The sequence below is a fragment of the Zavarzinella sp. genome (genome assembly GCA_041399155.1).
Taxonomy (GTDB): Bacteria; Planctomycetota; Planctomycetia; order Gemmatales; family Gemmataceae; genus JAWKTI01.
The window spans coordinates 654,795-679,998 of the sequence record JAWKTI010000002.1 but is presented as its reverse complement, the minus strand read 5'-3'; the positions used below and the strand labels follow the sequence as shown (position 1 = coordinate 679,998).

General features: G+C 49.2%; 24 protein-coding genes. 12 read left to right on the top strand and 12 right to left on the bottom strand.

Annotated features, from left to right (window positions below; all coding sequences use genetic code 11):
• Nucleotides 1–48 precede the first annotated feature (48 nt).
• The gene (dprA, locus tag R3B84_12815) at nt 49–1,134 is read left to right on the top strand and encodes a DNA-processing protein DprA (protein ID MEZ6141446.1); all 1,086 of its coding nucleotides are present in this window, start codon (nt 49–51) and stop codon (nt 1,132–1,134) included.
• Between the two features lie 7 nt (nt 1,135–1,141).
• Here the strand turns inward: dprA and R3B84_12810 are convergent, their stop codons facing one another.
• Entirely contained in the window at nt 1,142–2,290 is a 1,149-nt protein-coding gene (locus R3B84_12810; GenBank protein MEZ6141445.1) for a prolipoprotein diacylglyceryl transferase, read from the bottom strand.
• A 10-nt stretch (nt 2,291–2,300) separates the two neighbouring features.
• Entirely contained in the window at nt 2,301–3,272 is a 972-nt protein-coding gene (locus tag R3B84_12805; protein ID MEZ6141444.1) for a MoxR family ATPase, read from the bottom strand.
• A 238-nt stretch (nt 3,273–3,510) separates the two neighbouring features.
• Between R3B84_12805 and R3B84_12800 the strand changes: the two genes are divergently transcribed.
• The 4 genes from R3B84_12800 (at nt 3,511) to R3B84_12785 (ending at nt 7,163) form a co-directional block, all read left to right on the top strand.
• Nucleotides 3,511–4,266 carry a hypothetical protein gene (locus R3B84_12800; GenBank protein ID MEZ6141443.1) on the top strand — a complete coding sequence of 252 codons (756 nt, stop codon included), beginning with the start codon at nt 3,511–3,513 and terminating at the stop codon, nt 4,264–4,266.
• A gap of 23 nt (nt 4,267–4,289) precedes the next feature.
• Nucleotides 4,290–5,036 (top strand): hypothetical protein, encoded by a 747-nt coding sequence (locus tag R3B84_12795; protein ID MEZ6141442.1) that lies wholly within the window; start codon nt 4,290–4,292, stop codon nt 5,034–5,036.
• Nucleotides 5,037–5,110: 74 nt separating this feature from the next.
• On the top strand, nt 5,111–5,974 hold the full coding sequence (locus R3B84_12790) for a vWA domain-containing protein (protein ID MEZ6141441.1): 864 nt from the start codon (nt 5,111–5,113) through the stop codon (nt 5,972–5,974).
• Nucleotides 5,975–6,149: 175 nt separating this feature from the next.
• Entirely contained in the window at nt 6,150–7,163 is a 1,014-nt protein-coding gene (locus tag R3B84_12785; GenBank protein MEZ6141440.1) for a hypothetical protein, read from the top strand.
• Nucleotides 7,164–7,174: 11 nt separating this feature from the next.
• On the opposite strand, the gene R3B84_12780 is transcribed toward R3B84_12785, so the two are convergent.
• From R3B84_12780 to R3B84_12735, 10 genes are all read right to left on the bottom strand, one after another.
• A complete protein-coding gene (locus R3B84_12780) occupies nt 7,175–7,951 on the bottom strand; it encodes an IS630 family transposase (GenBank protein MEZ6141439.1) in 777 nt (258 codons plus the stop codon).
• 34 nt (nt 7,952–7,985) lie between these two features.
• On the bottom strand, nt 7,986–8,270 hold the full coding sequence (locus R3B84_12775) for a helix-turn-helix domain-containing protein (protein MEZ6141438.1): 285 nt from the start codon (nt 8,268–8,270) through the stop codon (nt 7,986–7,988).
• A gap of 153 nt (nt 8,271–8,423) precedes the next feature.
• A complete protein-coding gene (locus tag R3B84_12770) occupies nt 8,424–9,191 on the bottom strand; it encodes a copper chaperone (protein MEZ6141437.1) in 768 nt (255 codons plus the stop codon).
• Between the two features lie 123 nt (nt 9,192–9,314).
• Nucleotides 9,315–10,541 carry a TIGR00300 family protein gene (locus R3B84_12765; GenBank protein ID MEZ6141436.1) on the bottom strand — a complete coding sequence of 409 codons (1,227 nt, stop codon included), beginning with the start codon at nt 10,539–10,541 and terminating at the stop codon, nt 9,315–9,317.
• A complete protein-coding gene (locus R3B84_12760; protein MEZ6141435.1) occupies nt 10,534–11,286 on the bottom strand; it encodes a metallophosphoesterase family protein in 753 nt (250 codons plus the stop codon). The genes R3B84_12765 and R3B84_12760 overlap by 8 nt, the downstream gene beginning before the upstream one ends.
• Before the next feature lie 9 nt (nt 11,287–11,295).
• Entirely contained in the window at nt 11,296–12,234 is a 939-nt protein-coding gene (gene gluQRS / locus R3B84_12755; protein MEZ6141434.1) for a tRNA glutamyl-Q(34) synthetase GluQRS, read from the bottom strand.
• A gap of 76 nt (nt 12,235–12,310) precedes the next feature.
• Nucleotides 12,311–12,520 (bottom strand): type II toxin-antitoxin system HicA family toxin, encoded by a 210-nt coding sequence (locus tag R3B84_12750; protein ID MEZ6141433.1) that lies wholly within the window; start codon nt 12,518–12,520, stop codon nt 12,311–12,313.
• Nucleotides 12,517–12,735 (bottom strand): type II toxin-antitoxin system HicB family antitoxin, encoded by a 219-nt coding sequence (locus R3B84_12745; GenBank protein ID MEZ6141432.1) that lies wholly within the window; start codon nt 12,733–12,735, stop codon nt 12,517–12,519. The genes R3B84_12750 and R3B84_12745 overlap by 4 nt, the downstream gene beginning before the upstream one ends.
• Nucleotides 12,736–12,861: 126 nt before the next feature.
• On the bottom strand, nt 12,862–13,650 hold the full coding sequence (locus R3B84_12740) for a formylglycine-generating enzyme family protein (GenBank protein ID MEZ6141431.1): 789 nt from the start codon (nt 13,648–13,650) through the stop codon (nt 12,862–12,864).
• 554 nt (nt 13,651–14,204) lie between these two features.
• Nucleotides 14,205–16,742 carry an ATP-dependent Clp protease ATP-binding subunit gene (locus tag R3B84_12735; GenBank protein ID MEZ6141430.1) on the bottom strand — a complete coding sequence of 846 codons (2,538 nt, stop codon included), beginning with the start codon at nt 16,740–16,742 and terminating at the stop codon, nt 14,205–14,207.
• Nucleotides 16,743–17,459: 717 nt separating this feature from the next.
• Here R3B84_12735 and R3B84_12730 point away from each other — a divergent pair.
• The 7 genes from R3B84_12730 to R3B84_12700 all read left to right on the top strand — a co-directional run bounded on the left by R3B84_12730 (nt 17,460) and on the right by R3B84_12700 (nt 25,178).
• Nucleotides 17,460–19,586 carry a protein kinase gene (locus tag R3B84_12730; protein ID MEZ6141429.1) on the top strand — a complete coding sequence of 709 codons (2,127 nt, stop codon included), beginning with the start codon at nt 17,460–17,462 and terminating at the stop codon, nt 19,584–19,586.
• Nucleotides 19,587–20,000: 414 nt separating this feature from the next.
• On the top strand, nt 20,001–20,423 hold the full coding sequence (locus R3B84_12725; GenBank protein ID MEZ6141428.1) for a hypothetical protein: 423 nt from the start codon (nt 20,001–20,003) through the stop codon (nt 20,421–20,423).
• Nucleotides 20,424–20,608: 185 nt separating this feature from the next.
• Nucleotides 20,609–22,048 carry a cytochrome c gene (locus R3B84_12720; protein ID MEZ6141427.1) on the top strand — a complete coding sequence of 480 codons (1,440 nt, stop codon included), beginning with the start codon at nt 20,609–20,611 and terminating at the stop codon, nt 22,046–22,048.
• A gap of 2 nt (nt 22,049–22,050) precedes the next feature.
• The gene (locus R3B84_12715; GenBank protein ID MEZ6141426.1) at nt 22,051–23,139 is read left to right on the top strand and encodes a hypothetical protein; all 1,089 of its coding nucleotides are present in this window, start codon (nt 22,051–22,053) and stop codon (nt 23,137–23,139) included.
• A gap of 166 nt (nt 23,140–23,305) precedes the next feature.
• On the top strand, nt 23,306–24,001 hold the full coding sequence (locus R3B84_12710) for an SGNH/GDSL hydrolase family protein (GenBank protein MEZ6141425.1): 696 nt from the start codon (nt 23,306–23,308) through the stop codon (nt 23,999–24,001).
• A gap of 49 nt (nt 24,002–24,050) precedes the next feature.
• On the top strand, nt 24,051–24,425 hold the full coding sequence (hisI, locus tag R3B84_12705) for a phosphoribosyl-AMP cyclohydrolase (protein MEZ6141424.1): 375 nt from the start codon (nt 24,051–24,053) through the stop codon (nt 24,423–24,425).
• Nucleotides 24,426–24,596: 171 nt separating this feature from the next.
• Nucleotides 24,597–25,178, top strand: a complete 582-nt coding sequence (locus tag R3B84_12700) for a sigma-70 family RNA polymerase sigma factor (GenBank protein ID MEZ6141423.1) — start codon at nt 24,597–24,599, stop codon at nt 25,176–25,178.
• The last annotated feature ends 26 nt before the right edge of the window (nt 25,179–25,204 follow it).

The window sequence follows — 25,204 nt, the reverse complement described above, 5'->3', positions numbered from 1 at the left end:
TCTGACCCACGATTTGTTGCAGAACTTCGTCTCCATCTGGTTTCCGGGGTGGGGCCGAAGTTGACTGAGAACTTACTGGCTCATTTCGGTACCGCCGCAGATATTTTCAACGCTTCCGAAGCGGAATTGTGCCAGGTGCCCCTTGTGGGAACGAAGGTCGCCAAGGCAATTCGCAGCGATACCACGCTAAAGAAAGTAGAAGATGAGCTGGCACTGGTGGCCAAACATGGTATTGCCGTGGTGGGGTGGCACGATGCGGGCTTTCCCAGTCCCCTGCGGGTGATTCCTGATCCGACACGCATCCTGTATCACCGTGGGCAATTGCTTGAAACTGACTCTAAAGCGATTGCAATTGTCGGATCGCGTAACTGCACGGGATACGGCGTGCGAATGGCCACCCGATTAGCCAGTGGCCTCGTTCGAGCGGGATTTACAGTCGTGAGTGGCCTGGCTTTGGGCATTGATGGTGCCGCCCACCGTGGGGCACTGGAAGCCAATGGACGTACCCTGGCGGTATTGGCAGGTGGCTTATCCAGCATCTATCCACCTGAACATAAAGATCTGGCAGAAAAAGTTGCCCAAAGTGGGGCGTTGGTTTCCGAAACCCCCATGGCAATTGCCCCACAGCGGGGGATGTTTCACGCCCGTAACCGCATTATTTCTGGATTATCGCTGGCCACGGTTGTCGTGGAATGTAACGCACGCAGTGGGGCGTTGATTACCGCACGCCACGCACTGGAACAGAACAAAGATGTTTTTGTAATTCCGGGAAATGTGGATATTCCACAGAACGAAGGTTCTTTGCAACTGATTCGGGATGGGGCTCGCTTAATCCGCGGAATTGATGATCTGCTTGAGGATTTACAAGGGCTGAAAGCGTCGCTCCCAGAACATTCCCCCTCCCCCACACAGCAGGAACTGTTTTCAGAAAACCCCACGCCAGTCTGTACAGCACCTCCGGAAATGTCTGCAGAACATCGAACGATCTGGGACACTTTGACAGAGCCGAAACATGTCGATCTGCTTTCCAGAGAATTGTCACTCTCTGCGGGAGATCTCACCAGACTCCTGTTTTCGATGGAAATGTTACGGCTGGTGCGTCGCCGACCTGGCAATTTTTACGAACGTACCTGAATCCGCATTAACTGGGTGCATTGGTCGCGGGATTGGGTGGGATTGCAGCAGACACTGCCTGACCTCGCCCGTGGATGATTCGCAGGCCAATTTCAAAAGAAATCGCCAGCAGAATCAGCCCCACAGAAATATTCTGTGAAAGAGTCATCGAAAAACCTTCCACAGGGGTATCGTTTCGCAGGATTTCATTCAAAAAGCGATGGATACCGTAACCCAGCAAAAACAGCGTAAACACCTGGCCGTCGTGACGGCGATACCGATCAAATAGCATTAAAAAAGTCATCAACAACAACATGCTGATCGTTTCGTACAACTGGGTGGGATGCAATCGGATCGACCGTGGGATAAACGTCGGCAGTGTGGTCTCTTTCTGATCCCGTTCCACAACGAGCGTCATTTCTTTCTTGCCACGTGGCCAGTTCAGCACAATCTGATCCAGTCTGCCCACGGGAGAAAACTCTGTTAACGACAAATCCTCATCATTAATCTTCACAATCCGGTCGCGGGGCTGCAGGCCAGCTTTGCCTGCTTCAGAAAGTGGTTCCACGTGCTTTACAATCAATCGTGGCTCGTTGGGGGCTTCTGGATAGACCGTAAAGCCAAGCACCGTCTGATAGCCCAGTTTTTCTACCAGTGTATCGCGGGCGGGGGCATTTAACATCGGAAATTGAATAGCAGGACAGGTGTCTGGTGCGACATGTCCGTAACAGCACCCGTTCAGCAGGCAGCCCAACCTTCCCAGGGCAATACCCAGAGCAAGCACAGGTCCGGCGGTATCCGCTAAACGCCAGAATTTTACTCCCAGTCGCCGCAGGTAAAGCTGGTACAGGGCAATAAAGACAAGAATGGAAAGCAGTACCCCTCCTAACAGCACCAGACCACCATTCCAGACCTTGTAGATATCAGTCAGTGGCACCCCAAACTGCAGGCAATAGGTAATCCGACCACCCACAAAGCCGGAAATCATCATGATGATGATCAGGTTCTGGACAAAAGAGCTGGGGAGGCCATCTTTGGTCACTTTCGACCATTTGCCAAGCAACCAGATGGTGCCCAGAAAGGCCATCAGCATCATAAAGCCGTAGCCGTTAATCGGGATTCCATTTGGTGGGAACGAATCTTTGAAAATGGGTATATAAAACAGTACTTGTTGCATGGGTTACTCGTCAGGGAATCGGCAGAAAATCTAATATTTTTTGCAGCAACTGGTCCGCAGTCTGCTCTTCCGCCTGGGCTTCGTACGTAAGAACCAGACGATGGCGGAGCACATCGGCAGCACAATCTTTTACATCCTGGGGAATGACATATTTCCTGCCTTGCAGAAAAGCCATCGCTTTACTGGCACGCACCAATGCAAGCGACGCACGTGGGGAAGCACCAAATTGAATCAGGTTACGCACCATCTCTGACTGGTGCGGTCTCGTGTGCTGAACAATATCCACGATGTACTGCTCAATTTTGGGATCAACGAAAATGCCATCGACCTTATTCTGGTTTTCAAGGATCTGCGTTGCATTCAGTACCGCTGCCACCCGAGGTGGGGATTGAATGCTGCCCAATCGCTGCACAATCTGCATTTCTTCGGCACGGCTGGGGTAATCCAGATGAATTTTCATCATAAATCGATCGATCTGGGCTTCCGGCAGTGGGTAGGTCCCTTCCTGTTCAATCGGATTCTGCGTGGCAAGTACAAGAAAGGGGTCTGGCAGCGGAAAAGTCTGGTCGCCGATCGTCACCTGGCGTTCCTGCATTGCTTCCAGCAATGCACTTTGGACTTTTGCGGGAGCACGATTAATTTCATCTGCCAGAATAATATTGGCAAAAACAGGCCCCCGTTTAATGGTGAATTCGCCCGTTTTCGGCTGATAGATATTCGTGCCCACAATATCGGCGGGTAGCAGGTCGGGCGTAAACTGAATCCGTTGGAACCGAAGATCTAACGCCTGTGCAAGCGTGCGAACAGCAAGGGTTTTTGCCAGACCTGGGACACCTTCCAGAAGTAAGTGCCCCTGCGTTAACAGTGCCACCAGCAATCGCTGCACCAGGTGGGTCTGACCGACAAGCACCTGCCCCACAGTGCGAGCGAGCTGCACCATTTCTGTGGGGGCCGATTCTGATAATGTGCTTTCTTCCGACATCAACACCACGTGCAGGTCAACGCACTTGTACCTATCGTGCGTTATTGTAGAAATTTTGCCCAGTTTAGGATGAAGGCACCGTGAATATCTGTTCGATTCAGAAACTGGCTGGAATCACCCGTCAGCGTGGATAAACCAAATGCAGTGATATCACGAATTTTTGATCTGGATTCATCAATAGCCGTTACCGATGTCGGGAGTAGAATACAGAAAATGATTCCTTGCCCAGAGATCACCGATGTTGCCACTGTTTAATTGGCTACTCCCATCAAAATGCCCGTGCAATCCGTTCCAGAAAATGTGGGTGGAAGACCGTCTGAATTGGCTGTGCGATGAGTTTGATGATAATATTTTCAACGGCCGGACGTTGATTCTACCCACAATGGAGTTTTTTCCAGACCCGATTGAACGAACGGAACGTGGTGCGGAAAAGCTCTTTCAACAGGTGTGCGGTTACATGGATGTTCAACCTGAATTAATTGATCTGGATTTTGTTGATACCAGCAATTACGTTTACTTTGTAAATGACAATGGCCAAGATCTCCCCGCGGTGACAGGCAGTTTTTCAGATGTGAATGGAAGATATCAAATCCGCCTTGATCTGAAACAACTGGATAATCCGATGGAAATGGTGGGCTCAATGGCTCGCGAATTAGCCAATGTGCGGTTACTGGGAGATGGCCGCTGTGATGCTGATAGGTTCGACTATGAAATGCTGGCCGACCTGACGGTAGTCTTTCTGGGTGTGGGTATTCCGCTGGCAAATGTCACCAGACCCTGGGCCGGGACACCTACCTGCTGGCCTGGTACCAGGGTCTTAAAAACCGAACACATGACTGATTCCATGTTTGGCTATGCATTGGCCCATCTTGCCTGGTTTCAAAATGAAACGCAGCCCACGTGGGCACAGACACTTTATTGGAATGCGCGTATCGAACTGTTTAATGGCGTACGATTCTTGAGAAATTATGGCGATTCGAGCTTCCAATATTAGCTGAGTGATCAAAGAGGTTTTTCATGTTTGATTGGTTGTTCCCACCAAGATGTCCGTGCACGCCACACGAAAAAGACTGGCTGGAAGATCGGCTGCACTGGCTGTGGGGTGAATTTGATGACAATATCTTCAACGGTCGCAAGTTGATATTACCTACAAAAGAGTTTTTTCCTGTACCGATTGAAAAGACCAAACGTGGTGCAGAAAAACTATTTCTTCAGGTGTGCGGCTACATGGATGTGCAGCCTGAACTGATCGAACTGGATTTTTTTGATACTACCAACCACGTTTATCTCGTGAATGATTCAGGTGATTATCTCCCAGCGATGGTTGGTAGTTATTCAGAAGGGGATGATCAGTTCCAAATTCGGCTTGATGTGCAACAACTGGAAAATCCCATGGTTATGGTGGGCACCATTGCCCACGAATTAGCCCACGTGCGGTTGTTGGGTGAAGGCCGCTATGATGGTGATGCTTACGACAATGAACTTCTGACCGATCTGACAGTGGTATTTCTGGGATTGGGTATTTTTCTGGCAAATGTCCCCAGAAGTGTGGAAAGCATTGCCACATACTGGCCGGACACCAATGCGAAAAAGCCAGAATACATGACCGAATCGATGTATGGCTATGCATTAGCCCATCTGGCTTGGTTTCAGAATGAAAAACGGCCCGCGTGGGCACAGGAAATTTACTGGAATACCCGGATGGAGTTCTACCAGGGCTTGCGATATCTGCGAAAAACAGGGAATTCAACCTTTCGAAATTAGTTTTCAGGCTTTTCGAACCGCACTTGTCAAAATTGCTGGTATCGAGTATTGCACCCATCGTGGGAGACAAACTCATGTACCAGTGGTGTCCAGTGCGGCGAAAACATCTGCTACTGGCGATTTTCGGCTCACTTTTCCTTCATGCAATCTTCACATTTTCAGGCTGGTTGCTTCCCTGGGGGAAATCCACAGAGTCGTTCGGCAGCAATTTCACAGAAAACAACCCAAATGTGCTGGAAGTTGATGTTTACCAGGTACAGAATACGGTTCAGGTTGAACCCAAGACACAAATCAAACCTGTGCACCACCAGGAAATTGTGAAAATTCCCTCACAAATGGTGCCGCTTAACCAACTTCCTGGGGTCGAAATCCCAAACATTCCTAATGAAGTGGAGCCCGCACCCAAAGAAAACCCCAGTCCAGGTGCACCAACAGACGCACCTGCGGTGCATCCCAAGCTGAAAAACGGAAAAACAGTTGTATATATATTAGACTCATCATCTAGTATGGCATTGAACCGTGCCTACCCACGTGCGATTGCTTCGATGCGCACTTCACTGAACCAGTTGGGTGGGGAAAGTCGTTTTCAAGTGGTTACCTACGGTAAAACGGCAACCCGCTGGGGCAATAGCCTGATTTCCCCTAACCACTTGCAGATCCATAACTTGTGTCTTGAATTAGCACAGAAAGAACCAGAAGGGAGCAGCAACCACCTGGCGGGTGTGCAGGCAGGGTTCATCTTTCGCCCCGATTTGCTGGTCCTGTTAACAGACGGCGACGACTTCTCGCTGAATGAGGTCATCCAGATCCGCAAACTGGTGGGCAAAACCTTCATTCTCATCGTGTTCTGCCAGTCGGAACGTACCATCAGCCCCACCAGTCCGCTGCATCACCTGATTGAAGGTGGCTTGGGCAAAATCCAGCACCTGGGTGATTAGTCAGTTGTTGTTTGCAATTTGAGAATAGAAACTTTGAAGTAGTATCAATCCAGCTTTATGGCTAAAATAAATTTCTGTTATTGTTCCAGTGGATGATAGATCACAGAATCTTGAAGCTACTGAGACCGTTCGTGGCATGTAACAATTGCAGGATCATTCTGCAGAAGAGTTTCCCATGCGTCGTAACAAAAGTGAAACTACAGAAAAGCGAAATCAGCTCCAAAAGTTCAATTCTTTGCTGTTTCTTGTTTTGACAGCTGGAATGCTTGGGTGTGGTGGATTCCAGTGTGGAGCGGTTCCAGCAAAATCACCTGCAGGCTTAAGGATCAAAGCATTTCGTGATTCGAATACAAAAATAGTCGCAGTAACTCCGGATTTTCTTCCGATGAAATTCGGCCCCATCCAAATAGAGGATGTTCATGGCGAATTGGATGGTGACTTTTACGTTGTTTCGGTTGAGTGGATAAAAACAGGCACGGAAGAAGAATTTAATGAAGCGATTTGGCAACAGCTTCAAATGAAAAGGCCCGAACTCGATGAAGAACATATTCAATCGATCAATCTTTTACTGGAATATACCACGGACAAGGGTGAAGTCTGGTACTACACGACTGTGAACGTATCAAAAGAAAGTGTGTCTGGAAAAATTATCTTCGAGGATAAACAGCAAATCGCTGCATTTGCAGGTAAAGGCATGCCAATTGCTGGTAAGGTGAAGCTTGAATCAATCATCTGGCAAAAGCCGAAATTGATTGCACCATTGAAAGAAACTCCACCAATGGGAACCGTGTATCAAGGTGATGATCAAACTACATTCATCGGTGGGCACCCGATGCCGATCAGTTTTGATCTTACAAAATCAACTACCAAGAAAGGTGCAATTGCGTTGAACCTTAGCTGGAAAATAGACGAACTTCATGAAGACCTCGAAGAAATTCTTGTCCGTTTACTTAAACATAAAGTCAATCTGCAGAATCATACCCTGCAAGCTTTGTATGCAGAGCTTCGATATCTCAACGCTTCAGGCGACCTATTACCAGACCCGACTGAAAAAATCATCGTACAACTTGGTAATAAGGAAGGAGTCATAATGCTCAAGAATGTAGATCCCAAATCTGTTGTGATCGTCGAACTCGAAATTCTCCACGTTATCTGGAATGGATATCAAGAAATCATCAAAATGGAGTAACTAAACCAAAATCAGATTGAAAATCGGAGTTTTTCCGCTTGAGGATCGACTTCAAATCTTGGCCACAGTCTTTTAATTATTTCATCCGGAGTTTCATTCAATGTATCGATGAATCCTTTGCAAGCGTCGAACAAGTCACGCAAGGTTGCAAAACAACAATGTTGCGTGACCTCTTCACGCATCCATTTCCATAACCCTTCAATGGGATTGAAATCGGGACTATAACTGGGCAAAACTACTATTTCGATGTCCAACTCGCTGGCTTTGGTTCGAACGAACTTCGCCTTGTGCCAAGGTGCTCCATCCCAAATTACCACAACACGTCGACCTTGTCTTTCTACCCAATCGTTCACTCGGTGCAAAAATTCAGCCGTGTTTTCCTTGTTGCATTTGCCTTCGTTCCAGATCAAACATGCACCGGCACTGAAATTGTAAGCACCATACCAGTTGATGCGATCGGACAGCGGAGGGCAATCACTCACTTGCCAAGCCGATTCTCCCTTGCGCCACCAAGTATAGCCCAAGTCCATATCACGATGAAAATGGGATTCATCAATATAAATGATCACGATATCACCGCGACACATTTGCTGGTACATGTCCGCGAACTGTTTCAGGTATTCGGCCCGCTTTTCAGGGTCCCCTTTGCCGAACAGTTTCTTGCATTTCTTCCAGCTCAATCCCGCTAAGTGCAGGATCCGCCGCACGGTATTCCGAGATACATACCGCTGGAATTGACAACCGATCCAATTGCACAACTTCCTGATCGTCCATCCGTGGCCTGGCAATTGGTGATCTACCGGATCGCTTTTCAGAACGGCATCAACGATCTGCTCTATCTGCGACTGGACAAAAGGGGGACACGGCCGCCAGTACCCGATAAATCAAGGCGTCAGGTCCATGGTTGTTATATTTATGAACCCAGTTCAACAACATATCGTCGCAACGTCCAATTTCTGCGGCATAAGCAGTCGCGTTAGTGTGACCAAGAGCAATTTGGTACAAAGCCATAAACCGCTCCCGAGTACGAGGATGCTCGGATTCCAGAGCCAGGCGACGCAAATCATCGGTGGTTTGATTCCATTTAGTAATGTTCGGTCGGATCATCCTTGATCTCCAAAGGTTGGTCGACTTGCCTAGGTTGAACATTCTGACCAGCTTAACATAACTCACCAAATCTGTAAACACCGATTTTCAATCTGATTTTGGTTTAACGTTCAAGAAGTTTGTGAACGATGCCTTCTAATTATTCGAATCGAATCAAAATTGAGAGAAACTCACGAAACTCAGCAACATCCCGGCGGCCATCAGCACCATCAGGCCGTTTTCTACCAGCGTTACTGTGGACATGGGCAGTTGAAAAACGGTGCCCAGGCAGGCACACTGGATCGTTTGCCGGTGGCGCAGAACCTGAACAATACCCACCATGCCTAACAACATCACTACTAAAGTGATCACATTAGTAGCGATTGGTGCCACATTCGTCAGATAGGCGATTCCCAATCCCAGTTCCAAAAACGGATACAGGTAACCATAGGCACGGCTTTGTTTGGCAAGCAGATCGTATCCCTGGTAGGAATCTACGAACGAACGAAGATTCAACAGCTTAAAAAATGAGAATACTATGAAGAATCCTGCCATAAAGTGGCGCATGGCACGCATGCTGTCCCACGTGGCAGTAGAAATTTCATAGCCCACGGTGGCAATGATCAGATAGATCGCCACGAGAATCAGTGGGTAGTAGACCTTCAGCGATTTTTTGGGGAGTTCGGTCGTAACCTGCTGACCTGCAGGCAGTTGCGTTGGATCCGGATCGAGTTGTTCCAGCACACGAAAGCCAGCTTTAGCGACCAGTTCTTCGACTTTCCCCTGCCCCACGTGGGTGCCATGCACCGTCAGGATTTTCTGTGGTGTCGATGTATCCACTTCCCAACGTTCGATTTCCGGTGCACCATCCAGGTGGGGAGTTACCGATGCAACGCACTTCTGACAGTTCAGATTGGTCGAAAACCGCAATGTGCTAGCCACAGCGTCCTCCCGCTACAAAACATTGAGAAACAACTTTTTAGATATCGTGGTACGGAGAAAGGTTCTGATAATTGCAATTTGGCCATGGTTCAGCAGTGGAACAGAATCAAAAATCGGGTGATTTCACTTCTTCAATTCATCTACCAGCCCACGGAGGAAAGGTTCCGCATCGCTGACAATGCCGATCGTCTGGCGACTGCCCCGATCCATCAACTTGGTAACGGTAGATGGGTTAATGTCGACACACGCTACTTTCACCCAGGCGGGCAGCAGATTGCCCACTGCAATCGAATGCAGCGTGCTGGCAATCATCAAGCAAACACCCACCCCGGGCAGTAATTCTCGCATTGCCCGCTGGGCAGCAAGCACATCGGTAATCACTTCCGGCAGAGGGCCATCGTCGCGGATACTGCCCGCCAGCACAAACGGAATCTGGTGCTGAATGCATTCGTACATGATGCCACTTTTCAGGATGCCCGCTTCCACCACCTGGCGTATTCCACCATATCGGCGAATGCGATTAATCGTCCGCAGGTGGTGCTCGTGCCCTTCTTCCGCGGGTAAACCTTCTTCCAGTGATACCCCCAGGCTGGTGCCATAAAACGCCTGTTCCATATCGTGGGTGGCCAGGGCGTTCCCGGCAAACATCACCTGCAGGTAACCTTCTCGAATGAGCCAGCTAATCCATTCACTACCACCCGTGTGCACCACTGCGGGGCCCAAAACAGTGAGAATTTTCTCATTTGCCTGTTTCGCCCGCTTTAAGGTGGCAGCGATTTCACGGACGGTAGCACCTTTGGGCTTCTCGCTGGATACCGCCGACGACATGAATTCAAACAATTCCTTCCGTTCTTCCAGTTGTTCAGGAAAAACGCGAATCCCACGCCAGCCCACAGCAATCAGGTCGCCTTTTTTCACATCAGTCATGGCGATGCACCGTGCCGTCAGGTGCGTGGGGTCGAGCACCAGGCCACAATCCATTTCTTGCTGCTGCACTTCCACCCACTGGCGAGCAATGCGGACCTGCGTGCGGAAGTTGGACGTACAGTAAAAATCTTCTGGAAAGCAACCATCCAGATCGGCGGGCTTGTATTCACAATCGGCCGGATGCACTGGAATCGCACCGTGATCATGGATCATATCCAGGATTTCTTCCAGCCGTGCCTGACTGTGGGCGGAAACTTCAATCGTGCAATGGCTGGGATCGGCCCCACGCTGGCCGATTCGGATATCTTTGATGATGTAACTGCCACCACGGGTGAGGATGGTATCCAGCACCTTCGGCAGGATCAGGGAATCCAGAATGTGGCCATGCAGTTCCACTTCTTCCAGAAATCGTGGTTCACTCATGTTCGGCACCTGTGATATGCGAATCGGGCGTTCCGTTGGCACTTTCAATCCGCCGCACCAACCGGCCAGTGCGGTAAACATCTGAAAGCATCTGCTTCGCGGTGGGGTTCAGGCTGGACTGTTCAACACACGCAATCGCTTCTTCAATGGGATATTCAAAGCGACGATGGATAATTTCATCGGGTGTCATGATGGCATAACCCCCACGTGGGTCTCCATCACGTGGCAAGCCGACACTGCCCGGATTGACAATGGTGGTGCGGCCTACCCGCAACGTGTACTGCATGTGGGTGTGCCCCACACAAACATAGTCGGCATCAATCCCTTCCAGCCGTTTTTTCCAGAAATCCACATCTGCGGGTGCGTACTCGTCCATCGGATCGTGGGGGTTCGCATGTACCAGCAGGAAGGTTTTGCCCGCAATCGTTACCCACCTTGTGGTGGGAAGAGTTGCCAGGTAACGGCGGTGTTTTTCGGTAAGTTGCTGGGCATTTAACGGACGGGTGAGCGTCGTCAAATAGCGAAAACCTGCATTCGCAGTGAATTCCACCGCCTGGGCACAGCCATGATCGTGGTTACCACGCACCGCATAGTGGGCGTTTTTCATGGCCCAGTCGATACAGGGCACGGGATTCAGGCCATACTCCACCAGATCGCCTAAAAACAGGCAGATGTCGTATGGTTCCTGGATCGTGCGTAACGCCGCCCAGTTGGCGTGAATATCAGAGAGTAAGAGAATTCGCATCTTCTTATTTTACGATACTCCCGCGGAATAACCAATTTTGGCAAGATCATCTGGCTGGCAGATCCATGCCATCCTGGGAATCGTGTGCCAGGAAAAACGTGGGAGCAAATCAATTAATGAAATCCCATTAATTTCTGGTAGCCAGCCACAGCTCCAGGCGAGGTAACCGAGAAATTTTTCTACTGATACTTGGGCAGCACGTAGTGCGGAAAGTCGGGTATCGCCATGCCGTTTTGCCAGTCGCCTGCCATCCGGCCCGATGACCAGTGGCACATGATACCACCTGGGAGGTGGGGATTGAAATGCCTCGTACAGCAGCAGTTGCCTGCCCGTGGAAATCAGTAGGTCATCACCACGGACGACATCAGTGATGTTCATCGTGATGTCGTCGACCACCACCGCCAGCTGGTAGGCAGGGGTGCCATCGGCCTTCCAGACAACGAAATCGCCCCCCACCTGGGAGATGTTGGAGGGGTAATCGCCCACAAAGCGATCGTGCACCACGGGAGAGTGGGCGACACGAAATCGCCACGCAAACGGCTGCTGCAGGTTTTTGGCATCCGCCACCGTGCGGTGCTGACAGGTTCCCGGATAGACAGGCCCTTCATTTTCCAGGTGCGGGGCACTGGCCGCCTGAGCAATATCGGTTCGACTGCAGGTGCAGGGATAAACCAGTTCTTTCTGCTGTAATTGCCGAAAATAGTCCTGATAAAGCTCTATTCGTTGCGATTGGATGGTGGGGGTGCCATCCCAATCCAGCCCCAACCACTGGAAATCTTCCAGAATGCCTGCCGCCGCACCCTGCTTCACCCGTGGGGAGTCGATATCTTCGATCCGCAGGCACACTTCTGCGTGTTGCTGGCGCGCAAACAACCAGTTGATCAGATAGGTGCGTGCGTTTCCCATATGTTGGGCCCCTGTTGGTGAAGGCGCCAGGCGGGTCTTCATGGTCGATTCCCGAAATATTCCTGAATGGCTTGTTAATATTAACCCAGTTGCACCCAACGCCCACTTGTTGCAAGGATCACAAATCCCCGGGAGTTAAGCCAGTCTTTTTACCTATCTTAGACAACATTCTGGGCCCGATTTCTTCATTATCGTGAAATGCAAACACATAATCTGGCCATCCAACTCGGGCTAATGTACGATGTGAGCCTGATTGTCTTTTTATACGCCAGCCAATACGCAATAGTGCGGCTAAAACCAGACGAGCCTTTGTCGAAGACCAGCTCATGACTGAACGGCAAACAGTTCAGCAACGGAATCTGGCACTGGCTCCCCATGTTCGACACGATCTGCTAGTACCCGTAGAGCCAAGGCACGCACTGCAGCTTCCGCTTCTACAATTGTCTTTCCATACACAACGACACCAGGCAATAATGGAACTTCGGCAATCCAACGGCCGTCAACTTCCTGTTCAAGTTCAATCGAGATGGGTAACTCACTCATTTATGGACTCATTGAAAGCATGTTAATGTCTATTTTACAACTGGCTTTAAAGCGGATCGAAGCAATTTTTGAAATATTTCGAACATTTGCGGTGGCTTCGCTTGCTCCTTGCCTCACTCCGTTGCGTTACTTGCTTAACGGAATTAAGGCAACACGAAAGCCCAGGCCGTGGCCCCGGTTATCGGATGATTGACTGTGCCGTCTCGCACCACGACAGTCCCCGCCGATGTTGCGCCAGCACCCACCGCGCATAACCAGAACTGCACCATCTTCGTAAAAGTTGTCGCACCATTCCCAGACGTTCCCGCTCATATCGCACAACCCCCATGGATGCGGTGCAACCGTCTCATAACTCCCCACATCGCTTGGTCGTTGCAAAAAGGCCCCAGTATCCTCCGTTCCGTAAGGAATTTCACCAATAGAGTTCGCTTTATCTCCTTTCAATTCGTTTCCCCAGTAAAACGCCTGCTTGTTACCTTTCCCGCCACGATACGCATACTCCCACTCATCCTCATGCGGCAATCGGATCGCGTAACCCTGTAAATTGCATTTTTTCAAAAACTCTTGACAGTCATTCCAACTCACGTTCTCTACTGGAAAACGACTTGTGTTCAGACCGGCAACCGTTGATTTACCGTTACCAATCTTACTGAAGCGACTGGGATTATTCCCCATCACTCCTTCCCACTCCCCCTGCATTACCTCATACTTACCAAGCCAGAAACCTTTCGTTGTAAAACGGTGTTCCTTCTCATTTTCATGTCGTTCCTTCTCGCTCTCCGGCGAACCCAACATCGCCTCCCCCGCCGGTATCCAGCAGAACTTCATCTTCAACTTCGGGTGGATCGAAAATATTCGAACTTCACCCGCCAGAAAGTTATCGATAGTTTCAGTAGAATCGAAAAGCTTCACCATAAGGTAGCAACCAAAGCCTACAAGTAATACTACAAGTGCGACGAGGATCAGCATGCCAAAAAATTGGTTTGCCACCTATAGGTTGCAACTCCGTAATCAACCGATCCAAAATCCGGGTCCTGACACTCTGTTCTTTCGCCGCAATGGATGAAGTGTAACAGGTAGTTGCTCTTCTGTAGGCATCGTAACATTACTTGTTAATACCGGTATTACAATTGCTGAAGCATGTAAGGCATGCTCAACCTCAACTCGAACGTAGTCATTTTCGTTTTGTCAGCAACAATTACCCCTTTTCGTCTCTAACAGTGTACCAGGAAGGTCCTATAATGATGAGAATGATTGTTGAGTTATTAATCTGATTAGCTATGATTTCAGAAAATTCTGAGCCAGGTGGAATTGAAAAAACATCTTTGAAAACATTTTCTTTTGAGAATTCTTTGACCAAACGGTCATAAATTCGGACACAACAAATGCTTGATGCAAGGTGGCACTTGGTTCCAGCCGGTGGCTAAAACTCAGCGGCAGGATGCCACTGTCACGTGGAATTGTTCAAATCACGAAGAACTGCTGGCAACCGCTTCCGATTCCGCAGGTGGGGTTTCCGCAGTTTTGATACCTTCAATAAGAATGATGGCATCATCACCTTCACCAGTAGCACGAACCGTAACAGTATCCATGCCATGGAACTTGCCACGCAGCAAATCTTCTGCCAGTGGGTCTTCCAGATAGTACTCAATCGAACGGCGTAATGGTCTCGCACCATATTCGGTGTTGGTGCCACGTTCAATCAGGTAGTCGCGGGCAGATTCTTCCACTTTCAATGTCAGGCCCTTGTCTGCCAACCGTTTCGCAACCTTCGACAGTTCCATATCCACAATCTGTTTCAGGTCTTCCTTGTTCAGGCTGCGGAACACAATCACATCGTCCAGACGATTCAGAAACTCTGGCCGGAATACTTTTTCCATTTCGGCTTTCAGTTTCTTCTTCATGTCGTTGTAATCGCCCTCAGCATCGCTCTTCACATAGCGATCAAAGCCGGGGCTCTTCTGGGCAATCACCGTATCTGCACCCACGTTGGTGGTCATGATGATGATGGCGTTCTTGAAGTCGATGTGCCGACCAAAGCTATCAGTCAACCGACCTTCTTCCATGATCTGCAGCAGTGAGTTCCATACATCGGGGTGGGCTTTTTCAATTTCGTCCAGCAGCACCACAGAGTAAGGCCGACGACGGATCTTCTCAGTCAACTGGCCGCCTTCTTCGTAGCCCACGTAGCCTGGAGGTGCACCCCACAGTCGGCTGACGTTGTGCTTCTCCTGGTATTCGCTCATATCCAATTGCACCAGGGCATCTTCGTTACCGAACATGAACTGGGCCAGTTTTTTGGCAAGCAAGGTTTTACCAACACCAGTGGGGCCTGCGAAAATGAAGCACCCCATCGGTCGCTTGGGATCTTTCAACCCTGCCCGGCTCTTCCGCACCGACTTGGCCAGTGCCTGAATCGCTTCGTGCTGGCTGACCACGCTGGTGTGCAGTTCGTCTTCCATCTTCAACAGTCGTTGGATTTCATCATCCCCCAACCGCTTCAGCGGTACACCGGTCATCTTGCTGACCACTTCTGCAATGATCTCTTCATCCACCACGCCGTCGGTCTCACGCGATTTATCGCGCCATTCCTTGGTCATCTGTTCTTTTTTCTTCTTGTGGCGTTCTGCCTGATCGCGCAGTGCGGCTGCTTTTTCAAAATCCTGCTGCGAAACCGCTTCTTCCTTTTCCTGATTGAGCTTTTCGATCTGCTCGTCAATCTCTTTCAGGTTCGGTGGGCGGGTCATCGATTTCAGACGCACGCGGGCACCCGCTTCGTCGATCACATCAATCGCTTTGTCTGGCAGACAGTGCCCTGTGATATACCGATCGGAAAGCTCAACCGCATGTTCCAGTGCCTCATCGGTAATCCGGACGCGGTGGTGCGATTCGTAACGATCACGCAGACCCTTCAGAATTTCCACCGCTTCAACCTTCGATGGCGGATTGACGATGATATCCTGGAAGCGGCGTGCCAGTGCTTTATCTTTTTCAATGTACTTGCGATATTCATCCAGCGTGGTGGCACCAATACACTGGATTTCCCCACGTGCCAGTGCGGGCTTCAATACGTTCGAGGCATCAATGGCCCCTTCCGCACCACCTGCACCAACAAGGGTGTGCAGTTCGTCAATGAAGAGAATCGTGTTTTTGGCACGACGAACTTCGTTCATTACCGCTTTGATGCGTTCTTCGAACTGTCCACGGTACTTGGTGCCAGCGACCATCATGGCCAGGTCCAGAATTACCAGGCGTTTGTCACGCAGCAATTCGGGCACATCACCATCGATCACTAACTGTGCCAGGCCTTCGACGATAGCTGTTTTGCCCACGCCCGCTTCGCCCAGCAACACAGGATTGTTTTTCTGCCGACGGGACAGAATCTGGATCACCCGCTCGATTTCGTTGGCTCGGCCGATCACCGGATCGAGTTTCCCCTGGCGTGCCAGTTCGGTCAGATCGCGACCAAAGCTGTCCAGGGCTGGCGTTTTCGATTTGTTCCGTGAAGAACGTTCGCGGGTGCCGCCACCTTCACCCCCGGTTGGTTCGCTCGATTCTGGCATACTGTGTCCCAGCAAGTTAAGTACTTCTTCCCGGACATCTTCCAGTTTGAGTCCGAGATTCATCAATACCTGAGCAGCAACTCCTTCCTGCTCGCGTAACAAACCCAGCAATAAATGTTCGGTGCCCACGTAATTGTGATTCAGCGTGCGAGCTTCCTCAACGGAATACTCGATCACTTTCTTCGCACGTGGGGTGTGCGGTAGCTTGCCCAGCACCAACTGATCCCCACCGGGGCCAGTCTGGACAATCTTCTCCACTTCCATGCGAATCTTTCGAAGGTCGACATCCAGGTTCTTCAGGACGTTCGCGGCCACGCCGGAACCTTCCTTTACCAATCCCAGCAAGATATGCTCGGTTCCAATATACTCGTGATTGAACCGCTGTGCTTCCTGGTTAGCCAGTTGCATGACCTTGCGTGCACGATCTGTAAAACGTTCATACATTGTTGACTACTCCGACAAAAGCATGTGTGGGGCGGACCGGTTGATGAGAACTGGCTCGATCGGACTCTTCCGAGCCTGCTTTGCAAAGCAGCTTCAACAACAATCGACCTTATACTATCTTATACGACTGGCAAATTTTCGCCAAACTCTCACAAGACATTTGGCAAGCTGGTCACATGGCAGTACCACAGAAACAACTTGTCATCCGGTGCAGCTTACCATGGAAACAGGCAAAACCCACCGTACAAATGACAAACTAGCAAACATCGTGCCAATCGATTCAAAGCAGGTTTTTCTGCTATATTATTCGATGCTACTGTTACAATCAGTATCAACCAGCGATTCTTTGCACTGAAATTAGTGTACTTATTTACCGATAATGGCAGTGGAAAATGTGTGAAACTGCCAGAATGGCAGCATCTTGCGATACGAATCAATTCACTACGTGATAAAAGATACCACGCATTCGAAATGATCATTCAGCAGTTTTCGCGACCGCATCTGCAAAGATAAACGATTGCATACGGATCCACACGAGTACAAAACTCCGTTTGTTCGATGGCAACAATGGTCTTGCCACCAAATTTCAGGCCACAGCGAAAGATCACTGCCATTCCTCAACAAAATTTGATTTTTCTCATGAACTTTCTTTGTGGCAGCACAAAAGTCTGAACTAGGTTTCAATGTTCATAACTGAGAAAGCAGGGAATTCGCACGATGTTTGAAGAAAACGACGATAAGCGAACAAAGCTGGTAGGGATGGCGGTTGATAATTCATCGCACCAATCACAATCAGATGAACTTGTACCATTTCGTCGATATTTGCAGCCAGGTTCACCAGGCTGCATGGGACAGTTGTCCCACTTTCAAATCATCAGAGTAATTGGTAGAGGGGGCTTTGGCACAGTAGTTCTGGCCAGAGATTTGAAACTGGATCGTCTGGTAGCAATTAAAATGCTCGATCCCAGACTTGCAGTTACCTCAGCCCCGCGTAAATATTTCCTGCGGGAAGCCAGGTGCGCAGCAAAATTGTCTCATCCGAACGTCGTTCAGATTTTTGCGGTAGAAGATTCTCCAACTCCTTACATGGTTATGGAGTACATCGAAGGAGAGACATTACAGGATAAACTGGATCGTGAAGGCCCTTTGGATATCTGCAGTGGAATAGAAATTGGGCAACAGATTGCTGCGGGTCTGGACGCGGCTCACCAGTACGACCTGATTCATCGTGATATCAAACCGGCAAACATTCTGATCGAAAAAGGCACCCAAAGAATCAAAATCACCGATTTTGGTGTCGCACGCACAGTTGACGATGCCAGTTTGACTCAAAGCGGAGCAGTGGTAGGCACACCGATGTACATGTCGCCCGAACAGGCAAATGGAGATCCTGTTGACCATCGATCAGATCTGTTCAGCCTGGGCAGCGTGCTCTACACGTTGTTTTCGGGTCGACCGCCCTTCAGGGCATCCACCCAGTTAGCCATATTAAAACGTGTTGCAGAAGATCGACCTCGATGTATCGGCGAAGTCAATCCTGATTTACCAACTTTTATTGTCAGACTTGTTGAGCGCCTCCACGAAAAAGACCCTCAAAACAGATTTCAGACAGCGAATGATGTGCTGGATGCCTTGAAATCATTGCAGTTGACATCGCGAACGAAATTTGCTTTAAGCAGCAAAGCGTCGCTATGGTACTTGATTCCATGCTGTATCATCATCGTTCTGTTGTCAATTGTGATTGCATTTCAAGTGGGCGATGTACAACCAGCATTATCTGCACAAATTGTCGAAACACCAAAGCAGGATGAATCTCCCGATCCCAATGATTTTCCAGATAAGATTTCAGACACAGGTAATGTGAAGCCATTTCCAGCACTTCAAGAACACGATACTTACTGGAAGAGGGAGTTTCAGGCATGGAAATCGCGTGTGCACAAATATCATGTTTGGGACCAGATTGAATGTGTATATAAACGACTGGAAGATTTTAACCCAGGGATGCATCCCAAAAGCCCTGCACACATGAAAATCGTCACGAAAGGAACGGGGCGTTTTGCAAAAGTAGTCGAAGTTCACATCCGGTCGTCAAAATTATATGACGCATCCCCACTCCAGGGATTCCCCGAGTTAGAACGATTGACCATTGAACCATCAAAAGATGATTTCTGTGGATTTACCAATCTGGATAGTTTCCGTGGGTTAAATGTGAAACATCTGGCCATCTGGGCAAGCAGAGTGCATGATCTGTCACCATTGCAAGAGATCCCGCTGGAAGTTCTTATCCTTCAGGGTGGTAATGTCGATGATTTACAGCCCATTCAGCAGATGAAAAATTTGAAACAACTGACATTGCACGGTCAAAAACTCCAATCGTTGGAACAGTTGCGGGGGATGCCTCTGGAGTTTCTCAGCTTATGGTCTTCCCCAGTAACCAGCCTGGAACCGCTGCGTGGCATGCCGCTGACCTACTTGAATCTGGGAGAAACTCAGATTTCAGATGTTTCCCCACTTGAAGGAATGAAACTCGATTTTCTTTGTTTGAATTGTAGCAAAGTAGAAGATCTTAATGCTCTAAAAGGGATGCCTTTGAGAGATCTGATGATTCAGCGCACGAATATAAAGGATATTTCTGTAATCCGTGGGATGCCTTTGAAGTCACTTGCCTGCGACAGGTCAATGGTGAAAGATTTTTCCCCTGCTACTGATTCGCCAATCGAGATACTCTTTGCAGACTTGGAACTTCCCAGAGATCGCGAATTCTTGTCAGCAATGAAAAACAAACTCCGATCTATCAACGACAAATCTGCAGAACAATTCTATTCTGAAAACAATATTCAATAGTACCGCCTATCGAATCAGGCATCAATCGGGAGTTGGAAAGAGAGAAAGGCTGGTAAGTGGAAAAATGATCGCAAATCTTTACCCGATCGCGGATATGTTACACTGTTCTTTCAACATGGCCGTCATTCCTTCATGCGTTTCTGTCCATTTCTGGTCAGCAATGGGCAGTTACAAAATATCTCGAGTATATTAATGTTGAAAAATGTTGATTAATCGATTAGATTTTTCTAATTACTTCACTCACAACTTGTATTTTTGGCTAGACAAAGCTAAACAAACCAACGAAATCACGCAGAAATGATATTCAGTGCCTTCTATGTGGTACGTGCATGTAATTTCAGAAACAATTAACAAAATTCCCCAGATCAATCATTTGATTGTAGCGTTGGGCAAAATTTACAGGCGAGGCAGAAGATGATCCGGTTTAATCAAGACCCACACAAAGGCGGCTATGCTTACCTTCCATTGAAAAGCGTCACAGGTAACTTTCAACCTGACTTTGACCTGCAAGCCCTGTTGAGTGAGCTTCAGAAAGCAGGCTTTGCAGAGGACCGAATTGAAATCTTTTCTGGGAAAGAAGGTGCAGAAGTTCTGGACCTGGATGGCAAGCATCATGGTCTGTGGGTTCGTTTTGTTCGTGGGCTGGAAGAATATCTGTTCGACGATATGGCAATTTTTCAACGAGCTAATGAAGTTCTTCAAGCAGGTGGTACTGTTGTTGCTGTATTTACACACGGTGGCGAGAGCGACTGGCGTCAGGTTGGCGCAATCCTCAAACAGCAAGGTGCCACCGACATCACTCACTGGGGCAAATGGGTGACAGAAACACTGAACTAATGTATTTCCTGTTGGTGATTCTGTCCATTTGTGTACAGCAGTAGGCAGTTATCTCTGCTGCAAATGTTGATTTTTGTATGTTTTTATCTATTTCTTAAATCTGAGAATTCATCAAATCATCACTTTGTTGCCACTTCGGCACATCAACACATAAGAAAATCAACAAAGACATACCGGAGTGATCTATGGATGCGGTCATGTATCCTGTTAATGATTTTGGCCCACTGATGAAAGGCCTGAGCATCGGTGGGCTAGGGATTTTTCACGTCTTTATGGCCCACTTTGCCATCGGTGGGGGAATGCTCCTCTGCTTTTTTCAGTGGCTGGCCATGACCGGAAGATCCAAAACTGCCCGCGTGTTCCTTGATGGGTACTTCCGCTATCTCGTGCTGATCAGCTTTGTGGCAGGTGCTCTTACGGGCGTGGGAATGTGGTTTACCAGTATTCAGGTCAGCCCGGTCACCATTGGACTGATGATTGATGAATTTCACTGGTTGTGGGCCGTTGAGTGGACCTTTTTCTGCCTGGAAGTGGTCGCTGGCTATGCCGCGTTCAAATATGGCCACAAAATGACCGATTCTGCCCGCATGACCCTGCTGGTACTGTATTCCTTTGCCGCCTGGATGAGCCTGTTCTGGATCAACGGCATCCTGTCGTTTCAACTAACCCCTGGGGACTGGCTGCAGACCCACTCGATGTGGGATGCGTTCTTTAATCCCACCTTTTTGCCGTCGTTGCTCTATCGCACCATCGCCGCACTGGTGATTGCTGCCCTGGTGGCGATGGTACTGATCAATCTGGCACCCGGTTTCACCCGCGAACAGCGGCAAGAACTGGTGCACCATGCAGCCTGGCTGATGTCGCCCATGGTGCTGATGCCATTGCTGGGGATCTGGTTTCTGGCGGCCATGCCACCCGACAGTCGATCGTGGATTATGGGTGGATCGATCGCGATGACCTTAATGCTCAATCTGGCGATTGCTGCCTCGACACTCGTCGGAGGTTACGCACTTGTCGGGCTCATTCGGCAAAAACTCTACGTCAACGGTGCCACCGCAACGATCCTCTGCGTGCTGGCACTAGCCGCTACCGCTGGTGGGGAATTTGTTCGCGAAGGTGTCCGCAAGCCGTACACGATGCGGGAACTGCTCTATTCCAACGCAATTCGCCCCGACCAGATTACTGAATTACGGCAACGTGGCTTGACAGAAATCGACCCGTTTCCATTACGAAATGCCGATCAGTTGCCGCAGCAGAATGGCAAGCCCCACCCCGATCTGATTCAGGGTGCGTTGGTTTTCCGCCAACAGTGCAGCATCTGCCACACCACAAACGGCGTGAATTCGCTGCCTGAACTCACCAAATCGTGGGATCGCAACATGAAAAGGCAAAACATAGCCAAATTGCAACAATTGAAACCGTTCATGCCTCCGTTTGCGGGCACGCCACAAGAACTGGAATCGCTGGTGCACTATGTGGAGTGGTTGCAGGCAGAAAAGCCCACAACCTGGCCGGAGGTGCGGCAAGCTGCCGATTACCCAGCCACGTTGGCAGAAATTAAAAAATGGTTAGAAGAAGCTGGCACCCAGCCTGCTTATAGCATTCGTAACAAGGGGGATCGATAATCATGGACAACGTCTTTCCTTTTGACCTCCCCTGGCCCACCGCTTTTTATGAAATCTTCTACGTGTTGACTTTGGGCATTCACGTGGTTTTCATGAATTATGTTCTGGCAGGCACCATCGTACTTCTGGTGGGCTATCTGCGTCCCACTGATCGAGGGAAGGGGGCCAGCAGCACCATTTTGAAGGAATGGCTGCCTTTCATGCTTTCCGGTGCGATTACGGCGGGTGTGGCACCACTGCTGTTTCTGCAGATTCTTTACAAGCAGAATTATTACACCGCCAATCTATTGTTGTTCAATCGCTGGATGGCCATTCTGCCGGTTCTAATTGCGGGTTTCTACAGCATGTATCTGCTGAAATCACGCTGGCTTGCGAAGCGATCCTGGAAATTGGCCGCACTGGTAGCGTCAATCCCTGTGTTGACCATCGCGTTCACCGGTTACAGTTGGACTGAAAATCACCTGTTGAGCATTCGTACCCCGGCTTATTGGGGCGAATTCTATGCCAGCAAATCACAACTTTATACTGATTCTCAATTGCTGCCTCGCTTGCTGATCTGGGGTGTCGGGGCTTTTCCAACGATGTTTCTGGTTCTGGGGTGGCAACACTGGTATCGTTCGAGCGGTACCGCAGAAAAGCTGGCAAGGCGGGCATTGGCAAGCCTGTTTCTGGTGGCATGTGCTGCGGCGTGGTATTACATGAAGACCGATGAAGCCACACGGATGGCGTTTGTTTCCCCACTGGCAAAACTTTATTTTGGCCTGTCGGTAGCTGGCACCATTCTGCAACTTGCTGGCTGGTTCTGGATCAGTAACTGCAAACAACTTCGAATCAGTAACCTGTCGCTTGTAACTGCTGGCCTGACATTGACCCTTGTGGGGATGACCGTCTGCCGCGAAGCAATCCGCATGCACGCACTGGGCAGTGCAACGATGGAGAAACTGTACCCGCTGCACAGGGAAGCTTACGATAAAGGTGGTTTGTTCATTTTTCTGTTCTTTTTCGCGGTGAATGCTGGATTGATCGGTCTGGTGTTCTGGTTAGTGAAACACCGTTCGGTAGGGGAAACTCAGGCACCAACTGCCCATTGAACCAGGCGATCCGTTAAGATTAAGCCATTCAATGGAATCCCATCTGGCAAAGGGATTGTTACCCATTTGCCGATCCATTTCATAGAATTTTCAGCGAACCAGGCGGTTGAATGTCTGGTCTTAACCCCGTTGCCATGTTCCCACCTGGCAGATTCAGGACTTCTCCATGAAAGTTTTCTCATTATCGGTGCTGGCATTGATCGGTGCTCTTTCCAATCTGGCACCTGTGGGTGGCAATGAGCCACTGGAACTGAAAAAAGGCGACCGGATCGTCTTTTTGGGCGATTCCATCACCCAGGCTGGCAACCGTAAGGATGGTTATGTGGATATCATCCGCACCGAAATGAAGGAAAAGCGTGCCGATCTGGGAATAGAAGTGATCGGTGCTGGGATCAGTGGCAACAAAGTGCCCGACCTGCAAAAACGACTCGAACGCGATGTTTTGAGCAAAAAGCCCACGATTGTGTTCATTTACATAGGCATTAACGATGTATGGCACGGAGAAAAAGACCCCGCACGTGGTACGTCGAAAGAGAATTTTGAAGCCGGCCTGAAAGAAATTATTGCCAAAGTACAGCAAGGTGGAGCAAAAGTGATTCTCTGCACTCCCAGCGTGATTGGTGAAAAAACCGATGGCACCAACAATCTGGACAGCAAACTAGACGAATATTCTGCTATCAGCCGAAAAGTGGCCACCGAAACCAAATCCAGCATGTGCGACCTCCGGCAGGCATTTCTCGACCACCTGAAAACCAACAATAAGGGCAACAAAGAACGTGGTGTGCTGACCAGCGACCGTGTGCACCTGAATGGCGAAGGGAACAAGTTTGTGGCAGCCACGATGCTGAAAATGTTAAAATAATTTCACTTTCTCCCCACGGTGGGGTAGAAACAACAGATTTGAGTAGCTGATGATCGATTTTCAGAAGTCCGGCGGCTTAGTGCCGGTGATTGCCCAGGATCAGGCCACGGGTGTGGTGCTGATGCTGGCCTGGATGAACCAGGAAGCCTTTGATGAAACTGTACGCACGCAAAGAGCGTGCTACTTTAGTCGTAGCCGTAACCGCTTATGGCGTAAGGGCGAAGAAAGTGGCAATGTGCAGCACGTGCATGAGATTTTAATCGATTGCGATGCCGACACAAGTCTGTTGAAAGTGACCCAGGTAGGTGGTGCGGCCTGCCACGATGGCTTCCAGAGTTGCTTCTATCGCCAGCTAAATGACAACGAACTCGTTGTACTAGGCACACCGATCTTCGATCCCAAAGAAGTGTATAAGAAGGGATAATCCACCAGGAATCTCCTTTTTGGCATTTTCAGCCAGAAACGAGTTTATTTTCATCTAAAAAATCTTCCACTCCAAGATAAGATGATGAATTATTCATATTTATCCGCACTATCATTTCAGTATGTTGAATATCGGGAAATTTCCTGTGCTGGTTGACTTGGGAGGGGTAAATTGAACAATCTCGAACAGTCATCAAATGCCACATCATTGACATTGATCGAAAAAGTCAGGGCAGCAGATCAAAATGCGTGGCACCGTATCGTGCTGATTTACAGCCCACTACTTTTCCATTGGGGTCAGCGTGCCCGCATCGAATCGAGCAGTATACAGGACATTGTGCAGGAGGTTTGGCAAGCGGTATGGAAAAAAATCGGCTCTTTTGAACGCACCACGGAATCAGGCAGTTTTCGAGCCTGGCTTTGGACGATCACTCGCAACCGGATTATTGACCACTGTCGTAAAAAAGCAAATCAGCACGAGATTGCCTTGACAGAACATGTTCTGAACCTGAACCAATTGCTGCCGGAAACAGAACCCGAAGAGGAGAACGAGGCAGTAGATCAGGGTATCATTCACCGCACCCTGGAAATGATTCGGGAAGATTTTAATGAGGCAACCTGGAAAGCATTCTGGCGGACCACCATTGATGGGATCAGTGCTGCTGATGCAGGTGCAGAACTGGGAATGAATGCCAATGCTGTCTACCAGGCCAAATCACGGGTATTGCGAAGACTACGTGAAGAACTTGCTTAATTCAAAAAATCGACAATCTTATCTCA